Raw genomic sequence first — 20,691 nt, 5'->3', positions numbered from 1 at the left:
AAAGTCTATTTTTGCAATACATTTTTAAAAACAACATAAAAAAATATATCATGAGTGTTTTAGTTAATAAAAATTCTAAAATAATTGTTCAGGGATTCACAGGAAGTGAAGGTACTTTCCATGCTTCTCAAATGATCGAATACGGAACAAACGTTGTAGGTGGTGTAACTCCGGGAAAAGGTGGTTCTCAACACTTAGACCGTCCGGTTTTTAATACTGTAAAAGATGCGGTAGTTCAAGCTGGAGCTGATACTTCTATCATTTTCGTTCCGCCTGCTTTCGCTGCAGATGCGATTATGGAAGCTGCAGACGCAGGTATCAAAGTAATTATTTGTATCACAGAAGGTATTCCAGTTGCTGATATGATTAAAGCTTATGATTATATTAAAGGTAAAAACTGTCGTTTAGTAGGTCCTAACTGTCCGGGCGTAATCACTCCGGGTGAAGCTAAAGTTGGTATCATGCCAGGTTTCGTTTTCAAACAAGGTTCAGTAGGTATCGTTTCTAAATCGGGAACTTTAACATATGAAGCTGCTGATCAGGTTGCAAAACAAGGATTAGGAGTAACTACAGCTATCGGTATCGGTGGAGATCCAATCATCGGAACTACTACAAGAGAAGCTGTTGAATTATTAATGAACGATCCTGAAACTGAAATCATCATCATGATTGGTGAAATCGGAGGTCAGTTAGAAGCAGATGCTGCTCGTTGGATTAAAGCTGACGGAAACAGAAAACCAGTTGTAGGTTTCATCGCTGGAGAAACTGCTCCAAAAGGACGTACAATGGGTCACGCTGGTGCTATCGTTGGTGGTGCTGATGATACAGCAGAAGCTAAAAAACGTATCATGAGAGAAAATGGTATTCACGTTGTGGATTCACCTGCTGAAATTGGTAAAAAAGTTGCTGAAGTTTTAGCAGTTTTGAAATAATTATCAACTTTATCATATATAAAAGATAGCCTATTAATTTAGGCTATTTTTTTATGCTTTTTTAATTCAACTATAATAAAAATCTGAATAAAAAATGAAGAAAAAAATTTTATTGTTATTAACGTTATTGTCTATGTCCCTGGGATATTCTCAGGTTTCTGTTTCTAAAAAAGCCGGAGAAAAAGAGAAGGAAACCGAGAATACATTATTTAAGACTTTCAAAAACACAACAACAGTTTTTGTCTTATCAAATCTTTATGAGAAATCACAATATGAAAAAATTCTGAAAGAGTCTTGGACAGTAACTCCTTTCGAAGTTGTGATGCCTCACGAATTTAATATTAAGAATTATTTAAATGGTAATTACTCTTTCGCACATCTTAACGGTTCTGTAACCGAGATGAAGAATGTATTTCTTTTAAAATGTCAAATTGAATTTTTCTTGCCTGATCTTAATAAAATACAAAGCAAGTATAAACCTGAAAAACATGATGATCATGATTTATACAAACTTTTATCTAATAGCAAATTAAACATTGCCTCAATAAGTGTTTCTCCAAATGGAGAATTATTAGGAAAAGTTAATGGTAATTTTCTAGGTAACAGACATGACGTATTTAATTTAAATACCGGCCGTCCATACCACATCACCATGTATGAATATGACAAAATTTTTTCAAAATCAAAGGCAGAAGAAGATAAAAAAGTTGAAGATTATATTTATGAAGAGAAGGTGTTTACAAATTACAATTTGGGAATGCTGAAAAATTATTTACAAAAAGTTAATCAGAAAATTTCAAATGAAGAACCCTATTCTGATAATGAAAATGAAATTTCTGCAGAACTTAAAAATTTAAAAAACGGAGTTTTGTATTTACCAGAAGCTTTAAAAATCAAATATAATCCTAGAAAATACAAAGATGAAAATTGGAAAGAAGGTGAATTGGAAGAAATATTAGGCCTTTACAAATACAAATATGAATTTATTAGCGAAGAAGAGCTAGATAAAAAGATTCTGGCTAATGAATCAATTTATTATTTACGCTATGCCAAGGTTAATAGTCATAAATACATTAATGTTGTTAACGGACAATCAGGTGAAATTATTTACCGTTTTCATGATTCTGGTTTTTCACAATTCAATATAAAAGATGAAGACTTTGAAAATTTAAGCAAAGCTATTCTTTAATATTTTCTCATAATAAAAAAACCTTACATTGTGTAAGGTTTTTTTGTTTGTATTATGGTTGTGTTGAATCAGCGTCTCTTTTTGCTTTTTCTGCTTTGTCCTTTTTAATTTTTTTAATCATATCATCAATCGACAAAGTGTATTTCGTTTCAAGTACAAATCGGTCATTTTTTTCAGGATCATATTTATCATCATAAAAAACGGATAATCCTAACTTATTTCCGTATTTGAATTTGTAATCACTTCCTATATTGTAACGGGTTCTGTTGTATTTAATCGGATCATCATCGGCTAACTTTAAAAAAATCTCAACATGCGCATTGAAAGATAATTTTGATTTGGGTATGTTATAGTCAATACCAATTTTTTCACGAACCATCTGCACAGGCTCTTTAAAATCATTCATATAGCGCTCGTTAAAACTTCCTGTTGACCACTGGTATTTAATAGCACCAAACAAACTGATAGCGCCAAAGTCTTTATCGTATTTTAAGGCGGCGAAGAGGCGGTGCGCATCCGTTATGTGAGAGGTGGTAAAACGGTATCCAGGTTCAATACTCAGTTCTGGTGTAAAATTATACTGAACGGAAGCTTCAACCGCACTGGAGCGGAATTCCTGAAAATCCTTTTGGACGGAATAACGGTATTCACCGGAAACCTTCCAACGGTCATTGAATCTGTAACTTACCCCCGGAATCAATCGATATTGCCAGTCAGTGTAGTTTTGGCAAAAACCTTCCAAAGTGCTAAACAGTATGAAGAATAAAAGCAGGTTCTCTTTTTTAATCATCATTGTCGGATTTTGGTAATACAAATTCGCTTTCTTTTGCATAATAGTAGGCTTTCAATAATGCAGTATCTTTTAAATAATCAATAGAAACAATTTCTACTCTATGAATATTTAATCCCGTACGGTTATTTAAATCCTCTAAAAGCTGTTCTTTGTATTCCGGTTTAATGAATTCAACTTTGTCATAAACTATTTCTTTCGCATTTTCGTTTTTTAGGAAATCAAGACGTTCCATTACGAAGGTAAGGAGCAGAACTATAGCATTACAAATTATTAATAGTACGAAACCATCATTAATGGTTGCAAGCGAATTTAACATTCCCAACGCCACACATACGAAGAAATACCCCATGTCTTTTATTGAAATCGCGATAGTTCGGTATCGGATAATAGAAAACATGGCAAAAAGACCAAATGCAAATCCTATTTTAATTTTTGCTGCACCAAGCAAACAACATATCATAAAATTTACAACATTAAACAAAATGAATGTGAATATGAAGTCTTTATTTTTATGTTTAGGATAGTATATAAGAGCAACGAGTACAACCACAGCAACAAAATCTATGATTGAACGAATAATAAAATCATTCAGGCTTAAAATACCTATTAAATTATCGTCTGTTTCAATTGTTTCCATCATCGCTGAAGTTTATTTATCTTTTTTAGTATTGGCATAAAATTGTTTTTTTTCACATTAGGAATTAATGTAATTACGCCGTAGATGTATTTGCTGATACTTTGTTCTCTGATGTTATTGTATTTCAAGAAAGTGGTCAGCGGTGATGAATTTGTGTTTTTTGATTGCTTTATTTCAATTATTGCAATTTTTTTAAATTTAATATCGTGTTCATCATCCATAAAATGCAGGTTCATGTCAATCGTAACCCTTTCTGTAAATTGATTGTTAACCAATGTAATTCGGTTAAAATTATTTTTTAAGATTAGAGTTATTTCATCAATAACTTTTCGACTGTATTCCTGAATAAGATTTTTTCTGAATTCATCGATATCAGAAATCATATAAGGTATAAGTTCTCTGTGTTTGTTAGTACGATCGACTTTTTCTTTCTTTTTAATTTCAAAAAAGCACATATCCGATTCTACATACCTTCTGCTTCTCACTTTGATCCGGTTGACATATCCATTGTGATGGTCCTTGAAAAACTGCAAATCAGGCGTATCAAAATAATTGTTTTCGTATGAAAAAATTCTTGTCCCGTTAATTTCCAAAACATTATAATGTTCGACCAGACAAGGAACTATTTTCAGCAAATCTTCACTTCTGAGCGTGTACTTACTGTCGGTCCTGTTTAACAGAGAAACAGCTTCCAGTTCCGTAAGGGAAACCGGGTTGAGTAAAGAAAGCTGGTTAATAAATTTTTTAAACATGACTTTAGATTTTAATTACAAAATCTTCCAGTACAACATTGGCTTTTTTTGAGGTTACATTAGCTGTTTTAAAATCAATTTCTTGATCCCAGGTGCAAAAATCACAATCTCCATAAACCCACACATCATACTCGCCTTCCTGTAAAAAATCGAATTTGAACGAACCATCATGAGAAGTTCGTACATCATCGTAAAAATCCGTGCTGCCTCGCGAACTGATATATACCCTGACATCTCCGATATAATGCTCGTCTAAAAGGACCTCGTCCTGATTATAATTCTTCGCATATACTTTACCTGATATCGACGCAAGTCCGCCATATCCTTCATCTTTGGAACAAGCGATAAATACAACCGCTAGTAATAGGAATAGATATTTTTTCATGATTTTTCATTTTTTATCAGTAACATTCTTTTTAAAAAAAATGAAACTTTTTTTGATTATTTTAAAGAAGTATAATAGATGGAAATTTCAGAAGAAAATTGAATGGGTATTTCTTACAATTTTTCTCATAGTAAAGTTAGCTATAACATTGATATTTATCAATTTAACCTTTCAAATTGATAAAAAAACCGTTAAATGGCATTTTATCAAAAAAAGAAGCAACAGATTTCGTTTGCAATTTTCAAAATCTGCTTGTAACAGGGATTTTAATAAAATGAGTAATAGTGATTTACAAGTAAAAACTGCTTTATTAAAGAAAAAATTATGTTTACAGTATTATTTTAATATTGATTTAATGGCACCTAATGTAAATTTTAAGTAGAATTCAATTTAAATCGATTGGTCTCTAATAGGTTTTCCTTCATAATTTTTTAAAGTAATTCTTCTCAATATGAAGGATTTACAATTCAGATATGAATTCTAAATTTACGGTTAAAATACTTGTTAATAGTTTAAAAGTGCAATGATTTTTTTTTATGTCAAAATAGAATATCTTTGGAGACTGTAATTAAAAAAATAAACTAATCTTATATTATGAAATTACTGGAAGGAAAAACCGCTATCATTACGGGCGCTAGTAGAGGAATCGGGAGAGGAATTGCCGAAGTTTTTGCTAAAAACGGAGCTAATGTAGCTTTCACGTACAGTTCGTCTGCAGCTGCTGCACAGGAATTAGAAAATGAATTAACTGCTTTAGGAGTTAAGGCTAAAGGATACCAGTCAAATGCTGCTGATTTTAATGAAGCTCAAAAGTTAGTTGATGATGTTATCGCTGAGTTCGGAAACGTTGATATTTTAATTAACAACGCCGGAATTACAAAAGATAACCTTTTAATGAGAATCACAGAAGAAGATTTTGATACGGTTATCGATGTAAACTTAAAATCTGTTTTCAATATGACCAAAGCTGTTCAGAAAATCATGTTAAAAAACAGAGCCGGTTCTATCATTAATATGAGTTCTGTTGTAGGCGTGAAAGGAAATGCAGGACAAACAAACTATGCGGCTTCTAAAGCAGGTGTTATCGGTTTTTCAAAATCTGTAGCATTGGAATTAGGTTCACGTAACATTCGTTGTAATGTAATCGCTCCAGGTTTCATTGAAACAGAAATGACTGCAAAATTAAATGAAGACGTGGTTAAAGGATGGAGAGAAAGTATTCCTTTAAAACGTGGTGGTTCTCCTGAAGATGTTGCTAATGTGTGTGTATTCCTATCATGCGATATGAGTGCTTATGTTACCGGACAGGTTCTCAATGTTGATGGGGGAATGCTAACCTAATAAACAGTATTTAGTGATCAGTTAGCAATAACTGAATGCTGGACACTTTTAACTGAACACTTACAATTATGACAACAAGCACGATTTTACTTTTATTATTATCAGTACTGATTGCTGCCGGATTGTCGTTTTATCAATACCTATACAAAGCCAATTACAGATCAAAACTGAATCTGTTTTTGGCTTTTTTGCGTTTTTTCTCGTTGTTTCTGATTTTTGTGTTACTCATTAACCCAATTATTTCAAGAAAAACGTTTGAAACCACCAAAACGCCTTTGCCGATTGTTGTCGATAATTCACAATCAATTGCATTGTTAAATAAAGATGTCAATGTTCCGGAACTGATTCTGTCATTGACTCAGAATAAAATGATTAAAGCTAAATATGATGTCCAGCTATTTAGTTTTGATGACGATTTTTACAGTAATACAGCTATTGATTTCAAAGGGAAGCAGACCCATATTGATATGGCTGCCCAAAATTTGAAACAGTTTTACCGAAGCCAGAATTATCCGATGGTTTTGTTAACTGATGGGAACCAGACGATTGGAAATGATTATGTTTACAGCTTTCAGCAAAATACCACTGTTTATCCTTTGGTTTTAGGTGATACTACGACTTTTTTTGATTTAAAAATCAATCAGCTGAACGTAAACAAATATGCTTTTCTGAAAAATAAATTCCCTGCCGAAGTTTTTCTGCAATACAATGGAACTAAACCGGTCAATGCAACATTTAGTATTCAACAGGGAAAATCAACGGTTCATAAGCAAAACATTAGTTTTTCGCCATCTAAAAAAGCACAGGTCGTATCTGTTTTATTGAATGCGGATAGAGTAGGTGTACAAACTTATAAAGCTGTAATTTCATCTTCGGAAAAAGAAAAAAACAATTACAATAACACGAAGAATTTCGCTGTGGAAGTAATTGACCAACGTTCGGAAATTGCATTGATTTCGTCAATAAACCATCCTGATTTAGGTGCCTTGAAACGCGCAATAGAATCTAATCAACAACGTAAAGTAACAATAGTTAAGCCTAGTGAAATCAAATCATTACAAGATTACAATGTTTTGATTTTATACCAACCAAATTTCGAATTTAAATCGATTTTGGAGCTGAATAAAAAACTACAAGTTAATACGTGGGTTATTACTGGGATCAATACCGATTTTACTCTTTTAAATCAATATCAGGATCAAGTCCAGTTTAAAGTTTCGGGTCAAAACGAAGACTATTCGGCAGATTACAATCCGCAGTTTACATCCTTCTCTACTGAAAATATCGGCTTTGAGCAATTTCCGCCATTAGAGCATCCTTTTGGAACCATTACGGTTAAGGAAAACGCAAATACGCTTTTAAAGTCACGAATCCGAAACATCGGTACTGAAAGTCCACTACTGACATTTTCAGAAAACGGATTAAAACGCAACGCCTTCCTTTTTGGAGAAAATATCTGGAAATGGCGTATGGAGAATCATGTAAAAACGAAGTCATTCGAACAATTTGATATCCTTACAGACAAAATAATCCAGTATCTCGCTTCCAATGCGGCAAAAAAATCACTTGTGGTAGCACACGAAAGTTTTTATAATTCTGGAGAAACCATTGAAATAACCGCTCAGTTTTTTAATAAAAACTACGAATTCGACGACAATGCTAATCTGACAATCAATCTTCAAAATAAGCAAACAGGTAAAACTAAGAAATACGATTTTCTTAAAGGAAATGCCGAATATAAGGTCAACTTAGACGGTTTAGAACAAGGAAACTACAACTTTACAGTTTCTGAAAACAGATCAAAAAACAAATATTCAGGCAGTTTTGAAGTACTTGATTTTGAAATCGAAAAGCAATTTGTAAATCCTGATGTAAATCGTTTGAAACAATTAGCTAATAACACCAATGGAAAAGTATACTATCCTAATCAGGTTAACGAATTAATTAAAAACTTACTCGATAACGAGAACTACATTCCAACCGAAAAAGCGGTTATCAAGAAAACACCTCTGATCGATTGGATTTGGTGTTTGATTATGTTGGCTGTTAGTCTTTCTTCAGAATGGTTTATCCGCAAATACAACGGGTTATTATAATTCCACAAAAAAAGCCGATTCATTTGAATCGGCTTTTTAATTTTACACTTTCTGATATTTTTTGTTTTTAAGCATTTCCGAAGCAGTTTCATAATAGGAAACAGCTTCATTCACTAATTTTTTGTCAATTATTTTTCTTTGTTTTTCTTCGAAATGAATTTGAAATTCTCCCGATAATTTTTTTTCCCGTTTACAAACCAAATCAAATTGTTTTACTTTTTTTACAGGGGAAATGATTGTCAACTTATCGTCTTTAATTAATCCTAGATCCTGATAGGTAGCAATAAAGGCCCGAGGGTCATAGCTTGCTTTCATGATATCTTCGCCATAAAACTTGCTTTGATAATCAAAATTCAGCAAACCAAAAAGCGTTGGCATTAAATCGATTTGCGACATTAATGTCTGATTCCTTTTGGGCTTGATGAAACCGGGTGCATAAATCATAGCCGGAATTCGGTATTTCTCCATCGGCAATTCTGTTTTCCCTGAACTGGAAGCACAATGATCGGCCACAATTACAAAAACTGTATTTTTAAACCAAGACTGTTTTTCGGCCATTTTGAAAAACTGATTTAAAGCATAATCGGTATATTTCACGCCGCCTTCACGGGATTTTGAATTGGCAGGAATATCAATTTTGTTTTCAGGATACGTAAATGGTCTGTGATTGCTAACAGTCATCCAATGGTTAAAAAAGGGTTTTCCTGATTTTGCTTCTTCATTCATGACCTTAATTGCTTTTTTAGCCATGTCTTCATCACAAACGCCCCAAATGTTTTCAAAGGAAATCTCATTTGGCTGAAGCGTTTTTTTATCTACGATTTCATAACCGTTGCCTCCAAAGAAACTCTCCATATTGTCAAAATAAGCATCGCCTCCGTAAAGATATTTTACATCATATCCTTTTTGTTTAAAAACACTTCCCGTTGAAAATTTATTTTTATTGTCTTCACGTTTTACCACGCTTTCTCCAGCAGTGGGAGGAATGCACAATGTCACAGCTTCCAATCCTCGCACAGTTCTGTTTCCGGTCGCATAAAGGTTTGTGAAAAGTAGACTTTCATTCGCCAATGAATCCAGAAAAGGAGTTATGGTTTGTTCGTTACCATATGTTTTCAGAAAATCGGCACTCAGACTTTCCACAGTAATCAGCATAACATTTTTATGAATCTCTTCACCATCGTCCTGAATAGCTCTTAACGTTGATGCTGCCGTAAACGATGGGATATGCTGTTTTAAAATGGAATAGGCTTCTTTTTCAGGCATGGCTTTATAGAACTTTTCATAATCCAATTCACTGTTCATAAAAGCCAGATAGAATTTATAAACGCCGTTGGCCTGAAGCTCGTTTACAAAAACATTTTGTGAGTTCTCAAATTTCGTCATGAATGGAACAGCAAAAAGCGAAACGATAAAGAGAAAAACATAAACAGCAGATAACTGTATTTTTTCTTTAAATGATGGAAGTCTGTCTAAAAATACCCTTGTCTTTTTTACAATAACATAAGTCGAAGCCAATGCAATAATTCCAATTCCGATAAACAAAGGAACTACCGGATAGGATTCCATGATATTTCCAATCACAGTATTAGTATAAACAAGGTAATCGACTGCAATGAAGTTGTATTTTACGCCAAATTCATTCCAGAAGAAGAATTCACTCACCGCATTTTGAATAATGACCAAAACAAAAATGAAAACCGTAACGGAATAGAGTGCCAATCGTATGTTTTTACGATATTTTGGAAAAAAAAGAAGTAAGCCAAACAATAAAGTTTTAAGTCCTACTAAGGCAACACCAATGGTAGGTACCACACCTCCGTATTCATTTAAAGTGGTGTTGAAAAAGGAAATGTAAATCAATAGCCCGGTTAATATTCCGAAAATAATGCATCCCCAAGGTTTATGGTATTTTGAATCGGAAAGGAATAACAGGTATAGCCATAAAAATACGCTTGCGATTGTGAATACGAAAAAGTCGGAAGCTACACCTAAAAACAGCATTTTTACTACAGATACAAATCCGAAAGTTGATTGTGTAATCGGATGAAAAATGAGAATTATTCTTAAAATCAGATTTACAATTAAATAAAAAATGCCTAATTTTAGAAATGGTGCGATGTTTTTTGCAGATTTCATTATAATTAATTTACAATGCAAACTTATAAAGCCATCATTTTTAATCGCTTAAGACTGACTTAAGGTTCGCTTAAGATAGTTTTATGGGATCCGGATGTTTTCATAAATAGTTAATTTCGTTTCAAATATTTACAACCTTTATTATGAAGATTTTAATTGTAGAAGACGAGGAAGGCATCTCCAACTTTCTAAAACAAGGTCTGGAAGAGGAAGATCACACCGTTTTTATTGCCACTGACGGATTAAAAGCATTGGAAATGGCCAAAAACGAATCACCGGATTTAATCCTTTTGGATTGGATGCTTCCAAAATTATCAGGATTGGAAGTTTGTAAAGCAATTCGAAAAAAAGACGAAAAAACGCCCATTTTATTCCTTACGGCAAAAGACACCGTTCATGAAACTATTGAAGGCTTGCGCTCGGGGGCGAACGACTACATTAAGAAACCTTTCAGTTTTGATGAATTACTGGAACGAATTAAAATACACTTTCGGGATAAAGACAGGCAAAATGTTTTAAATTTGGGCAAAATAAGCATTAAAACATTGAGCCATCAGGTTTTTGTTGATGATCAGGAAGTTATATTTACACAAAGAGAGTATGAATTGCTGAAATACCTGATTGAGCGTAAAGGAACTGTCTGCACCCGCAATAACATAATTGAAGATGTCTGGAACATTCATTTTGAATATGACACCGGTGTAATCGATGTATTCATAAATGCCATCCGAAAAAAGCTCAATTTGTACAAGGATGTTGAATTGATTAAAACAATCAGGGGCGTTGGTTATATCGCCAACGAGAATTAACTATGTCAAAAACCGAAACAGCAATAAAAGCCACCTATTTCAGTATCATCAGCAATACGCTGTTGGCATTAATTAAAGGAATTGCCGGATATTTTGGTAATTCATATGCCATGATAGCCGATGCCATTGAATCTACTGCCGATATTTTTGCTTCCTTTTTGGTGCTTTTCGGAATCAAATATTCCAACAAACCTGCCGATGAAAATCATCCGTATGGACATGGCAGAGCTGAACCGTTAATCACCTTTATTGTGGTTGGTTTTCTGATTATATCGGCTACTATTATAGCTTACGAAAGCATTCACAATATCAACACACCGCACAATTTACCAAAACCGTTCACACTTTTTATTTTGGGAGCTATTATTCTATGGAAAGAATACTCCTTTCAAACCGTACTAAAAAAAAGCAAAGAAACCAACAGCAGTGCTTTAAAAGCCGATGCCTGGCACCACAGAAGCGATGCGATTACTTCCGTTGCTGCATTTATTGGAATTTCTATAGCGCTTTATTTCGGAAAAGGGTATGAAGAGGCTGATGATTGGGCAGCGTTGTTGGCGTCCGGTTTTATTTTTTACAATTGCTATAAAATTTTCCGGCCGGCCCTTGGGGAAATCATGGACGAACATGTGTATCATGAATTAGAAGATGAAATAAAAAGGATTGCAGCTACTGTTCCAAATGTTATCGTAATTGAAAAATGTTTTATCCGAAAAGCAGGGATGAAATACCATGTCGATTTACATCTCATGGTCGACGGAAATAAAACTGTAAAAGAAGGCCATGATATCGCCCATGCTCTCAAAGATACTCTTCGCGCCGAATTATCCGAATTGGGCCACGTATTAATTCATGTGGAACCCGATTTTGAATCCATACACCGCTAATTATGCTGCCTTTTTCGTTTAAAAACCGTATTGCATTCAACTATATTATCAGTACGGCACTATTAATTTCGTTTGTATTCATTGTTTTATATCAAACAGTGAAATTACAGGTGTACAATCATATAAACGAAGATATCAATAATGAAGTTGTAAAACATCTCGAAGAAATTGTAATTGATGATAATGATAACTTCAAAATAAATGTAGATGATTGGAGAGAAAGAGAGCACAATACTGTAGATGTGAATCCGGTTTTTGTGGCTTTTTTGGATATGAACAATAAACTGATTGATAAATCTCCCAATCTGAAAGGTTTGGAACTTCATTTTTTGGGTGAGCAAAAGAATTATGTTTTTGTTGATACTTTTTTAAATAATATTCCCATCCGTCAAATCCAAGCCGAAATCAGGCATGGAAACAAGGTTGTGGGACATTTGGTTCTTGCCATGTCACTCGATGATGCCGCAATGGTTCTGATAAGTCTGCGAAACATCTTATTGATTTCTTTTCCGTTGATTTTGGTCGCCTTGTTTTTTATAGCCAGAATTATTGCCGGAAGAAGCATTAAGCCCGTGAGTACCATAATCGAAACTTCCTCTGTAATTACAAAAGATAATTTAAGTTCGCGAATTGAACTGCCAAAAAATAAGGATGAACTTTATCAATTGTCAAAAACCATTAATGAACTTTTAGACCGAATTGAAAGCACTGTTGAGCGCGAAAAACAATTCACATCCGATGCGTCTCATGAATTACGTACACCTTTAGCAGTAATTAAAGGAACATTAGAAGTCCTGATTCGCAAGCCAAGGGAAAAAGACGAATACGAAACTAAAATAAGATACTGTATTTCGGAAGTGAACCGCCTGAACAATTTGGTAGATGAGCTTCTCTTATTGGCACGCTTCGAAAATCAGAAACAGTTTATCAAAGAGGAGGATGTTCTTTTAAATTCGGTTTTTCTTGATGTCATTACCCGATTATCTCCAAAATTCAAAAGTGAAAACATTACCGTTACTGCTGATTTTCCACAGGAATTCTACGTTAAGACAGACAGCTATTTGTTTTCTATAATTGTCGGTAACATAATTTCAAATGCCTTAAAATACACACCTAAAAATGGAAACGTAAGGGTAAGTATTTCAAAAAGCGGCCAAAAAACTCTTTGTAAAATAAAAGATGAAGGCATCGGTATAAAAAAAGAAGATCAGAATAAGATTTTCGAACAATTTTACCGCTCAGAAGCCGCTAATCATCCCGAAGTAAAAGGAACGGGTTTAGGTTTGTCAATTGTTAAGAAATTATGCCTACTTTTAAGTATCCAAATCGAGATTAGCAGTGTAATAAATGAAGGGACAGAGGTTGTTTTAATATTCCCATAAGATGATATTAAGGCTGTCTTAAGATGTTTTTTTTCTTTCATTTTTAAATTTGTTAAAATTTATTGCGATGGAAAAAATAATACGATTCAGCTTAAATAATAAGTTTATAGTAATCCTCTTTACTATTGGGATTTTTGGATTCGGTTTGTTTTCCATGTTTCAGATTTCAATTGGAGCGGTGCCGGATGTAACCAACAATCAGGTTCAGGTAATTACCACATCACGTAATCTTTCAACCGAGGATATCGAACAGTACATTACGTATCCGGTAGAATTAGAAATGGCCAATTTGCCCGGGGTTAATGAAATTCGCTCCATCTCAAAATTTGGATTGTCGGTGGTAACAATTGTTTTTGATGACGAATCCGGAACCTATCTGCCCAGACAATTAATTGCCGAAAAAATAAAATCAGCTTCGGAAAAAATACCGCAAGGTTTCGGAACGCCTGAAATGGGCCCCATTACAACAGGTTTGGGTGAAATTTACCAATATACGCTTGATGTAAAACCAGAATACAAAAATCAATATTCGGTAACCGATTTACGCACTCTGCAGGATTGGGTCGTGAAAAGACAACTTTCCGGAATTAAAGGCGTCGTTGAAATTAATACTTGGGGAGGTTTTTTAAAACAATATGAAATCGCCATCAATACGGGAAGCTTAAAAGCCATGGGGATTGAAGTACACGAAGTATTCAAAGCCTTAGAAAGCAACAACAGCATTGCCGGGGGCGCTTATATCGAAAAAGAAAATCAAAGTTACTTTATAAGGGGAGAAGGCAAAGTTAATTCCATCCAGGATATAGAGAATATTGTGGTTAAAAATGACAACGGTATTCCCGTTTACATTAAAAATGTTGCTCAGGTTCGTTTCGGAAGCGCTAATCGTTTCGGAGCCATCACGGCCAATGGGGAAGGAGAGAAGGTATTAGGTCAGGTCATGATGTTAAAGGGAGCAAACTCGAAAAAAGTTATCGAAGATGTTAAAAATCGTGTTGCCCAAATTCAGAAAATACTTCCGGAGGGGGTTTATATTAACGGCTTTCTGGAAAGAAGTGAACTGGTTACCAAAACCACATTTACTGTGGCTGAAAACCTTATATTAGGATGCCTTATCGTAATTTTCGTGGTGGTTCTTTTATTAGGTAACTGGCGCTCCGGATTGGTGGTGGCTTCGGTTATTCCCTTATGTCTGTTATTTGCCATTTCATTTATGAATATTTTGGGAATCGATGCCAATCTGATGAGTTTAGGAGCAATCGACTTTGGTATAATTATAGACGGAGCCGTTATCATTGTAGAATTCATAGCTTTTCAGATATCACAAAATTCATCACAACTGATACTGTTGCCTAAAGAAGGACAACAATCAGAAATTGATAAGATTACGTTTAAAAGCGCTTCAAAAATGATGAATTCAGCCGTTTTTGGGCAATTAATCATTCTGATAGTTTTTATTCCGATTCTTTCACTGTCGGGTGTAGAGGGTAAAATGTTTAAACCAATGGCGATGACGTTCAGTTTCGCATTGGTGGGAGCTATGTTGCTTTGCTTTACCTATGTACCTGTTATGTCGTCCTTGTTTTTAATCCCGAAAGAAGAAAATCCGAATTCTTTTTCAAACCGGTTAATCAACAAAATAAATTCCTGGTACCTGCCTGTAATTACCTGGGCAATAGGAAATACGAAAAAAGTACTTTACGGTGCTTTTGGTTTGCTTTTACTGGCTTTTGGTTTGTTTGCTACGATGGGAGGTGAATTTATTCCCACATTAGATGAGGGTGATTTCGTGATTCAGCCTGTTTTAAAAACCGGAACATCTCTGAGCAAAACGATAGCCACCACCACTAAAATTGAAAAAATAATCCTGAAAAATTTCCCCGAAGTCAGTCAGGTGGTCAGCCGCATCGGTGCAGCTGAAGTACCAACAGACCCGATGAGTATGGAAGAAAGTGATGTAATCGTAAAACTTAAACCAAAATCGGAATGGGTTTCAGCCGACAGCAAGGATGAATTGGCAGATAAAATTAAGACAGCCATAGAAAAACAAATTCCGAATATGGAAATTGAGTTTACCCAACCCATAGAAATGCGTTTTAACGAACTGATTTCAGGTACACGTTCCGATTTGGCCGTGAAAATCTTCGGAGAAGATCTGGAGGTATTGGCACGAAAAGCCAAAGAAATTGAGAAAGCCATAAGAAATGTGGAAGGTGCATCGGATGTCATTATTGAGAAAACTGAAGGTTTGCCACAAATGGCAGTTCGCTACGACCGCAGTAAAATTGCACGATACGGTTTGAATATTTCCGATTTAAATGAAATTATCGCCCTTGGCTTTGCTGGAAAAACCGCGGGGAGCGTTTTTGAAGGCGAAAAGCGATTTGATTTGGTCATCCGATTGGACAAAACCAACCGAAAAGACATTGAAGATTTGAGAAATTTATACGTATCAACACCGGTTGGAGACCAAATTCCGTTAAGAGAATTGGCAGAAATCGATTATAAAGAAGGTCCTGCAAAAATTTCAAGAGATAATACACGAAGAAGGATTGTTGTCTGAATTAACGTGAGAAACCGTGATTTGCAAAGCGTAGTTGATGATGTTCAGCGTATTATAGAAACTAAAATCAAACTGCCTTCCGGTTATCATGTAACATACGGCGGACAGTTTGAAAATCTTCAAAGTGCCAAAGTACGCCTAATGATTGCTGTTCCGATTGCATTGGTGTTGATATTTATCATGTTGTACTTTGCGTTCGGGTCTGTAAAAGAAGCTTTGTTGGTGTATTCCGCCATTCCGCTTTCGGCCGTGGGCGGTATTTTATTTCTATGGATGCGCGATTTGCCGTTCAGTATATCAGCAGGAGTTGGATTCATTGCACTTTTCGGTATTGCCGTTCTAAACGGAATCGTATTGATTGAACATTTTAAAGAATTGAAACATGAAGGGATTGAAGATATGAACGAATTAATCTTAAAAGGAACCTCGGACCGTCTGCGTCCTGTTTTATTAACGGCTTCAGCCGCAGCATTGGGTTTTCTTCCCATGGCGATTTCATCTTCAGCAGGAGCGGAGGTACAACGTCCTTTAGCCACTGTAGTCATCGGAGGCTTGTTTACTGCAACGTTATTAACCATGATTGTTTTGCCTGTGTTGTTCAAGGTGTTTGATACTAAGAAATTTAAAAAAACAATACGTAGTAAAAAGCACAACGGAAAGCTTTCAGTTATTTTACTTTTGCTAAGCACATCTTTTGCTTTTTCTCAAAATCCCACTCACGAATTAGACAGTTTACTTTTAAAAGCAATAGCGAATAATAAAGGGATTCAAGCCGGACAATTGCAGGTTGACAAGGCTAAAGCCAATATTAAATCGGCTTTCACCTTTGATAAAACTAATTTGTATTACAGTTATGATGAAAACAATCTGGCTGTGAATAATGTACCGTTAAAGGTTTTTGGAATACAACAAAATTTTTCTTTTCCTACGGTTTATGGGGCTCAGAAGAAACTTTACAAATCGGAATACGCGACAAAACAATCGGGTTTTGAGATTCAGAAAAACAAACTGGCTCATGGCATCAGCACGGTCTATAATGAAATCGTATTTCTGCAGCATCAGGAAAAACTGTATCACTATCTCGATAGTTTGTATGAAAATTTCTCTAACGCCAGCAACAGGAAATTTGAATTGGGGGAAACCAACTATCTTGAAAAAATTACTGCTCAGGCTAAATTCCGACAAATAAAAACCACGCTTTCCCAGATTGATAAAGAAAAGAAATCGAATTACGAACTGCTGCAGTCTTTATTGCAATCGGATGAGGCCATCATCATCAGAAATAATATAATAACACCGCTTCAGGCATCAAGTATGGATTCAAATAAAGAACTTTATACTTCTTATTTTGAAAATATTACCAAAATACATGAAAATAATCTGGCTCTCCAGAAACAGAACTGGCTTCCCGATTTAAACTTTGAATATTTTCAGGGCAGAAACAGCGGTTTATCGCAATCGCTGTATGGATTTCAGGTAGGTGTGGCCATACCTGTTTTATTTTCGGGTACAGTTGCAAAGTCAAAAGTGGCCGAACTGGAATTGCAGAGTTGGGAACAACAAAGACAAAACGAAGTAGTCAGAATTGAAAAATACATCAGTCAGAAAACCAATGAATTGAAAAAACATGAGGAAGCCATCAATTATTACAATCAGTACGGCAAAAAATTATCGGAAGAAATCGTAAAAGTAGGAACCATGAGCTACAAACAAGGCGAAATCGATTTCTTTCAGTACATACTGAGTCTGGAAAACGCAACAACAATACAAGTTGAATACCTGAATAGTGTTTTACAATTCAACAAAACCCAACTGGATATTCAATACCTTAATTTTTAATCGGTTACCAATGAAAAAACACATATTGACACTACTCGCGGTTTTCGTATTGATTTCCTGTAAAAAAGAGGAAAATACTCCGCAGGAAAATGGGAATAACGGCTTAATTTCGATAACGAAAGAACAGTTTCAATCGGGAGGAATGGAAATTTCCAACCCCACGGAACAGGATTTTAACGTTACTGTTAAAGCATCCGGAGAAATTGATGTTCCACCTCAGAACAGAGCGAAAGTAACCACTTTTTTGGGCGGATACGTAAAATCAACTACGTTATTGGTTGGCGATAGGGTGTCCAAAGGACAAGCATTGGTAACACTGGAAAATACCGATTTTATTGACCTGCAGAAAGATTATCTCGAAGTAGCTGAGCAGATCAATTATCTGAAATCGGAATATGAAAGACAAAAAACGTTGTACAACGAAAAAATCTCTTCCCAGAAAAACTATCTGAAGGCGGAAAGTGACTATCGCAAAACCAAAGCCATGTACAACGGATTAAGAGAAAAACTGTTATTGCTGAATATTAATCCGACAAATGTGGAACGTGGAAAATTAACGTCGACAATCACGATTTACGCTCCGATTTCGGGAGATGTTGTGGTTATGAATGTAAATAAGGGAATGTTTATAGCACCATCGGATGTAATTTTAGAAATCGTTCAAACCGACCATTTGCATTTGGAATTGGCTGTTTTTGAAAAAGATATACTGAAGATAAAAGAAGGTCAATCCATTAAATTTACGGTACCGGAAGCCACAAAAGACATCTATGACGCTCAGGTTCATTTGGTTGGAAAGTCTATCGAAGGGAAAGACCGGACCATTAATGTTCATGGACATTTATCTGATGACGTAAAACAAAAACTGCTCACCGGAATGTTCGTCGAAGCTCAGATTATTGTAAATTCAAAAAAAGGATTAGCCATACCGTCTGAGGCTTTGGTTACGGAAGACAATAAGAATTTCGTCCTTTTATTGGAGAATAATGACCAAAACACCTATTCATTTAAAAAGGTTGGAGTGGAAACCGGTGAAAAATCTGAAAAATTTGTTGAAATTATTCCGAACAGTAAAATCAATTCCGATTCAAAACTGCTTACGAAAGGAGTTTTCGATGTAGCTAATTAACTATCAATTATTTATATTATAATTCAGATCGGAAAAATACGGAGTCGAAGAGCAGGTTACGTACCCAAATTATATTTTTTCTTTGGATACCGTAATTCCGTTATGTTCTTTATGTATTTTGGATCGAAAAAATACAATATATTTGATTTTCCATTATCGGAATGAATTAAAGTTAACCAAACCTATTTTAAACCATTTACTATGAACGACGCTCATTTACACATGTTGGTAAATCATTTTCCAATTATCGGAACCATTTTCGGCCTCGGAATCTTAATTGCAGGATTGATTTATAAAAATGATGCCGTTAAAAATACGGCTTATATTTTATTTGTTGTTGCAGCCATTTTTGGGTTCGCCAGCATGAATACCGGAGAAGGAGCGGAAGAGCTTGCAGAAAAACTTCCATCCGTAACCCATGAAATAATTCACGAACACGAAGAAATTGCCGAAAAACTTGCCCTAGTTCTGTATGCTTTGGGAGCGGTTTCATTATTAGGTTTGTTTTTGAATATTAAAAAGCATGCTAAGGCCAATATGATTACTTATTTCGCAATCGTAATTGCTGCTGGTGGTGTATTTTTAGCGCAAAAAACAGGGACTACCGGAGGTGAAATCCGTCATACAGAAATCCGTGAAAATGTAAGCGGAAACGCAGATTCTGCTCAGGAATTCGGCGACGAACACCACGAAAAAAATCACTAAAAAGCATATTTTTTTTAAATTTATTTGTTTTTATAAAAATAATGACTTTAAATTTGCAGTATCAAAACAAAAGAAAATGTTTTTAAACCAACTACATCATCATCATTATTTCTCCGCTCAAGCGAAGTGATAATGGTATGTGTATAAATCATATATTTTTAAAACCCGTTTGAGTACATCAAACGGGTTTTTTATTTGCACTCATTTCGTTGTACTCAGACATAATTTCCCAACAGAAAAACAATGAGTACATTAAAAATTGCAATTCAAAAATCAGGACGTCTTAATGAAGACAGCCTAAAAATCCTCAACGATTGCGGTATATCCGTAGAAAACGGAAACGATCAGCTTAAAGCAGCTGCATCAAACTTTCCTCTTGAAATTTTATTCCTTCGCAATTCAGATATTCCGCAATACCTTATGGATGGTGTCGCGGATATCGCCATCGTTGGAGATAATTTATTGGTGGAAAAAGGTGCTGCTATTGAAATCGCAGAACGTCTTGGTTTTTCAAAATGCCGCGTATCTGTAGCGGTTCCGGAATCATTCAAATTCAATGAAATTTCCGATTTGAATGGTTTGCGTATCGCGACTTCTTATCCCAACACGGTTTTAAATTACTTCAATTCCAAAAACATCTCGGTAGAATTACACGAAATATCGGGATCGGTGGAAATAGCTCCAAATATCGGATTGTCGGATGCTATCGTCGACATAGTTTCCACAGGGAATACTCTTTTCAAAAACAACCTTAAAGAAGTGGCTGTTATCCTTAAAAGTGAAGCCGTAATAGCTGTTTCACCCAAGCTTTCAGCTGAAAAAAAAGAGATTTTGGACAAATTTATTTTCAGAATTCAATCGGTTTTAAAATCCCGAAAATCAAAATACATTTTAATGAATGTTCCTAATGATAAGATTGAGACGATTAGCTCGATCCTGCCAGTTTTAAAAAGCGCAACTGTCTTGCCCTTAGCAGAAAAAGACTGGAGCAGCCTGCATTCTGTCATCAATGAAGAACAGTTTTGGGACGTCATCGACCAGCTGAAAGAAGCTGGTGCCGAAGGAATTTTGGTTTGTCCGATAGAAAAAATGGTACTTTAAAAAGAGAGAAAA

15 protein-coding genes and 1 pseudogene are annotated in these 20,691 nt (G+C 35.0%); 11 read left to right on the top strand and 5 right to left on the bottom strand.

Annotation, left to right across the window (positions count from 1 at the left end; all coding sequences use genetic code 11):
- The first annotated feature begins 50 nt into the window (after positions 1-50).
- Positions 51-932, top strand: a complete 882-nt coding sequence (sucD, locus tag LZF87_RS10655) for a succinate--CoA ligase subunit alpha (RefSeq protein ID WP_035629829.1) — start codon at positions 51-53, stop codon at positions 930-932.
- Positions 933-1,026: 94 nt separating this feature from the next.
- The gene (locus tag LZF87_RS10650; protein ID WP_244338985.1) at positions 1,027-2,121 is read left to right on the top strand and encodes a hypothetical protein; all 1,095 of its coding nucleotides are present in this window, start codon (positions 1,027-1,029) and stop codon (positions 2,119-2,121) included.
- A 52-nt stretch (positions 2,122-2,173) separates the two neighbouring features.
- Here the strand turns inward: LZF87_RS10650 and LZF87_RS10645 are convergent, their stop codons facing one another.
- The 4 genes from LZF87_RS10645 to LZF87_RS10630 are packed head-to-tail and all read right to left on the bottom strand — an operon-like array spanning position 2,174 to position 4,688.
- Positions 2,174-2,953, bottom strand: a complete 780-nt coding sequence (locus LZF87_RS10645) for a DUF2490 domain-containing protein (RefSeq protein ID WP_244338984.1) — start codon at positions 2,951-2,953, stop codon at positions 2,174-2,176.
- On the bottom strand, positions 2,904-3,554 hold the full coding sequence (locus LZF87_RS10640; RefSeq protein WP_244338982.1) for a DUF4956 domain-containing protein: 651 nt from the start codon (positions 3,552-3,554) through the stop codon (positions 2,904-2,906). The genes LZF87_RS10645 and LZF87_RS10640 overlap by 50 nt, the downstream gene beginning before the upstream one ends.
- Positions 3,551-4,303 carry a polyphosphate polymerase domain-containing protein gene (locus tag LZF87_RS10635; protein WP_244338980.1) on the bottom strand — a complete coding sequence of 251 codons (753 nt, stop codon included), beginning with the start codon at positions 4,301-4,303 and terminating at the stop codon, positions 3,551-3,553. Before LZF87_RS10635 ends, LZF87_RS10640 begins: the two co-directional genes overlap by 4 nt.
- A 4-nt stretch (positions 4,304-4,307) precedes the next feature.
- Positions 4,308-4,688, bottom strand: coding sequence for a hypothetical protein (locus LZF87_RS10630; RefSeq protein WP_244338978.1), 381 nt, complete (start codon positions 4,686-4,688; stop codon positions 4,308-4,310).
- A 594-nt stretch (positions 4,689-5,282) separates the two neighbouring features.
- Between LZF87_RS10630 and fabG the strand changes: the two genes are divergently transcribed.
- Positions 5,283-6,029, top strand: coding sequence for a 3-oxoacyl-[acyl-carrier-protein] reductase (fabG, locus tag LZF87_RS10625; RefSeq protein WP_244338977.1), 747 nt, complete (start codon positions 5,283-5,285; stop codon positions 6,027-6,029).
- A gap of 68 nt (positions 6,030-6,097) precedes the next feature.
- Positions 6,098-8,125, top strand: a complete 2,028-nt coding sequence (locus LZF87_RS10620) for a hypothetical protein (protein ID WP_244338976.1) — start codon at positions 6,098-6,100, stop codon at positions 8,123-8,125.
- A gap of 42 nt (positions 8,126-8,167) precedes the next feature.
- Here the strand turns inward: LZF87_RS10620 and LZF87_RS10615 are convergent, their stop codons facing one another.
- Positions 8,168-10,264, bottom strand: a complete 2,097-nt coding sequence (locus LZF87_RS10615; protein WP_244338975.1) for an alkaline phosphatase family protein — start codon at positions 10,262-10,264, stop codon at positions 8,168-8,170.
- A 143-nt stretch (positions 10,265-10,407) separates the two neighbouring features.
- Here LZF87_RS10615 and LZF87_RS10610 point away from each other — a divergent pair, with 143 nt between their 5' ends.
- The 7 genes and pseudogenes from LZF87_RS10610 to hisG all read left to right on the top strand — a co-directional run bounded on the left by LZF87_RS10610 (position 10,408) and on the right by hisG (position 20,679).
- Complete coding sequence (locus LZF87_RS10610) at positions 10,408-11,073, top strand: response regulator transcription factor (RefSeq protein ID WP_244338973.1); 666 nt, start codon at positions 10,408-10,410, stop codon at positions 11,071-11,073.
- A 2-nt stretch (positions 11,074-11,075) separates the two neighbouring features.
- On the top strand, positions 11,076-11,960 hold the full coding sequence (locus LZF87_RS10605) for a cation diffusion facilitator family transporter (RefSeq protein ID WP_244338972.1): 885 nt from the start codon (positions 11,076-11,078) through the stop codon (positions 11,958-11,960).
- 2 nt (positions 11,961-11,962) lie between these two features.
- Entirely contained in the window at positions 11,963-13,342 is a 1,380-nt protein-coding gene (locus LZF87_RS10600; RefSeq protein ID WP_244338971.1) for a sensor histidine kinase, read from the top strand.
- Between the two features lie 67 nt (positions 13,343-13,409).
- Positions 13,410-17,744, top strand: a pseudogene (locus tag LZF87_RS10595) (CusA/CzcA family heavy metal efflux RND transporter).
- Positions 17,745-17,754: 10 nt separating this feature from the next.
- Positions 17,755-18,873 (top strand): efflux RND transporter periplasmic adaptor subunit, encoded by a 1,119-nt coding sequence (locus LZF87_RS10590; protein WP_244338969.1) that lies wholly within the window; start codon positions 17,755-17,757, stop codon positions 18,871-18,873.
- A gap of 201 nt (positions 18,874-19,074) precedes the next feature.
- Complete coding sequence (locus LZF87_RS10585; RefSeq protein WP_244338967.1) at positions 19,075-19,578, top strand: hypothetical protein; 504 nt, start codon at positions 19,075-19,077, stop codon at positions 19,576-19,578.
- A gap of 243 nt (positions 19,579-19,821) precedes the next feature.
- Positions 19,822-20,679, top strand: a complete 858-nt coding sequence (gene hisG, locus LZF87_RS10580) for an ATP phosphoribosyltransferase (protein ID WP_244338965.1) — start codon at positions 19,822-19,824, stop codon at positions 20,677-20,679.
- The last annotated feature ends 12 nt before the right edge of the window (positions 20,680-20,691 follow it).

The organism is Flavobacterium enshiense (genome assembly GCF_022836875.1).
GTDB classification, from domain to species: Bacteria; Bacteroidota; Bacteroidia; order Flavobacteriales; family Flavobacteriaceae; genus Flavobacterium; species Flavobacterium enshiense_A.
This window is presented reverse-complemented; position numbering and strand designations above follow the sequence as displayed.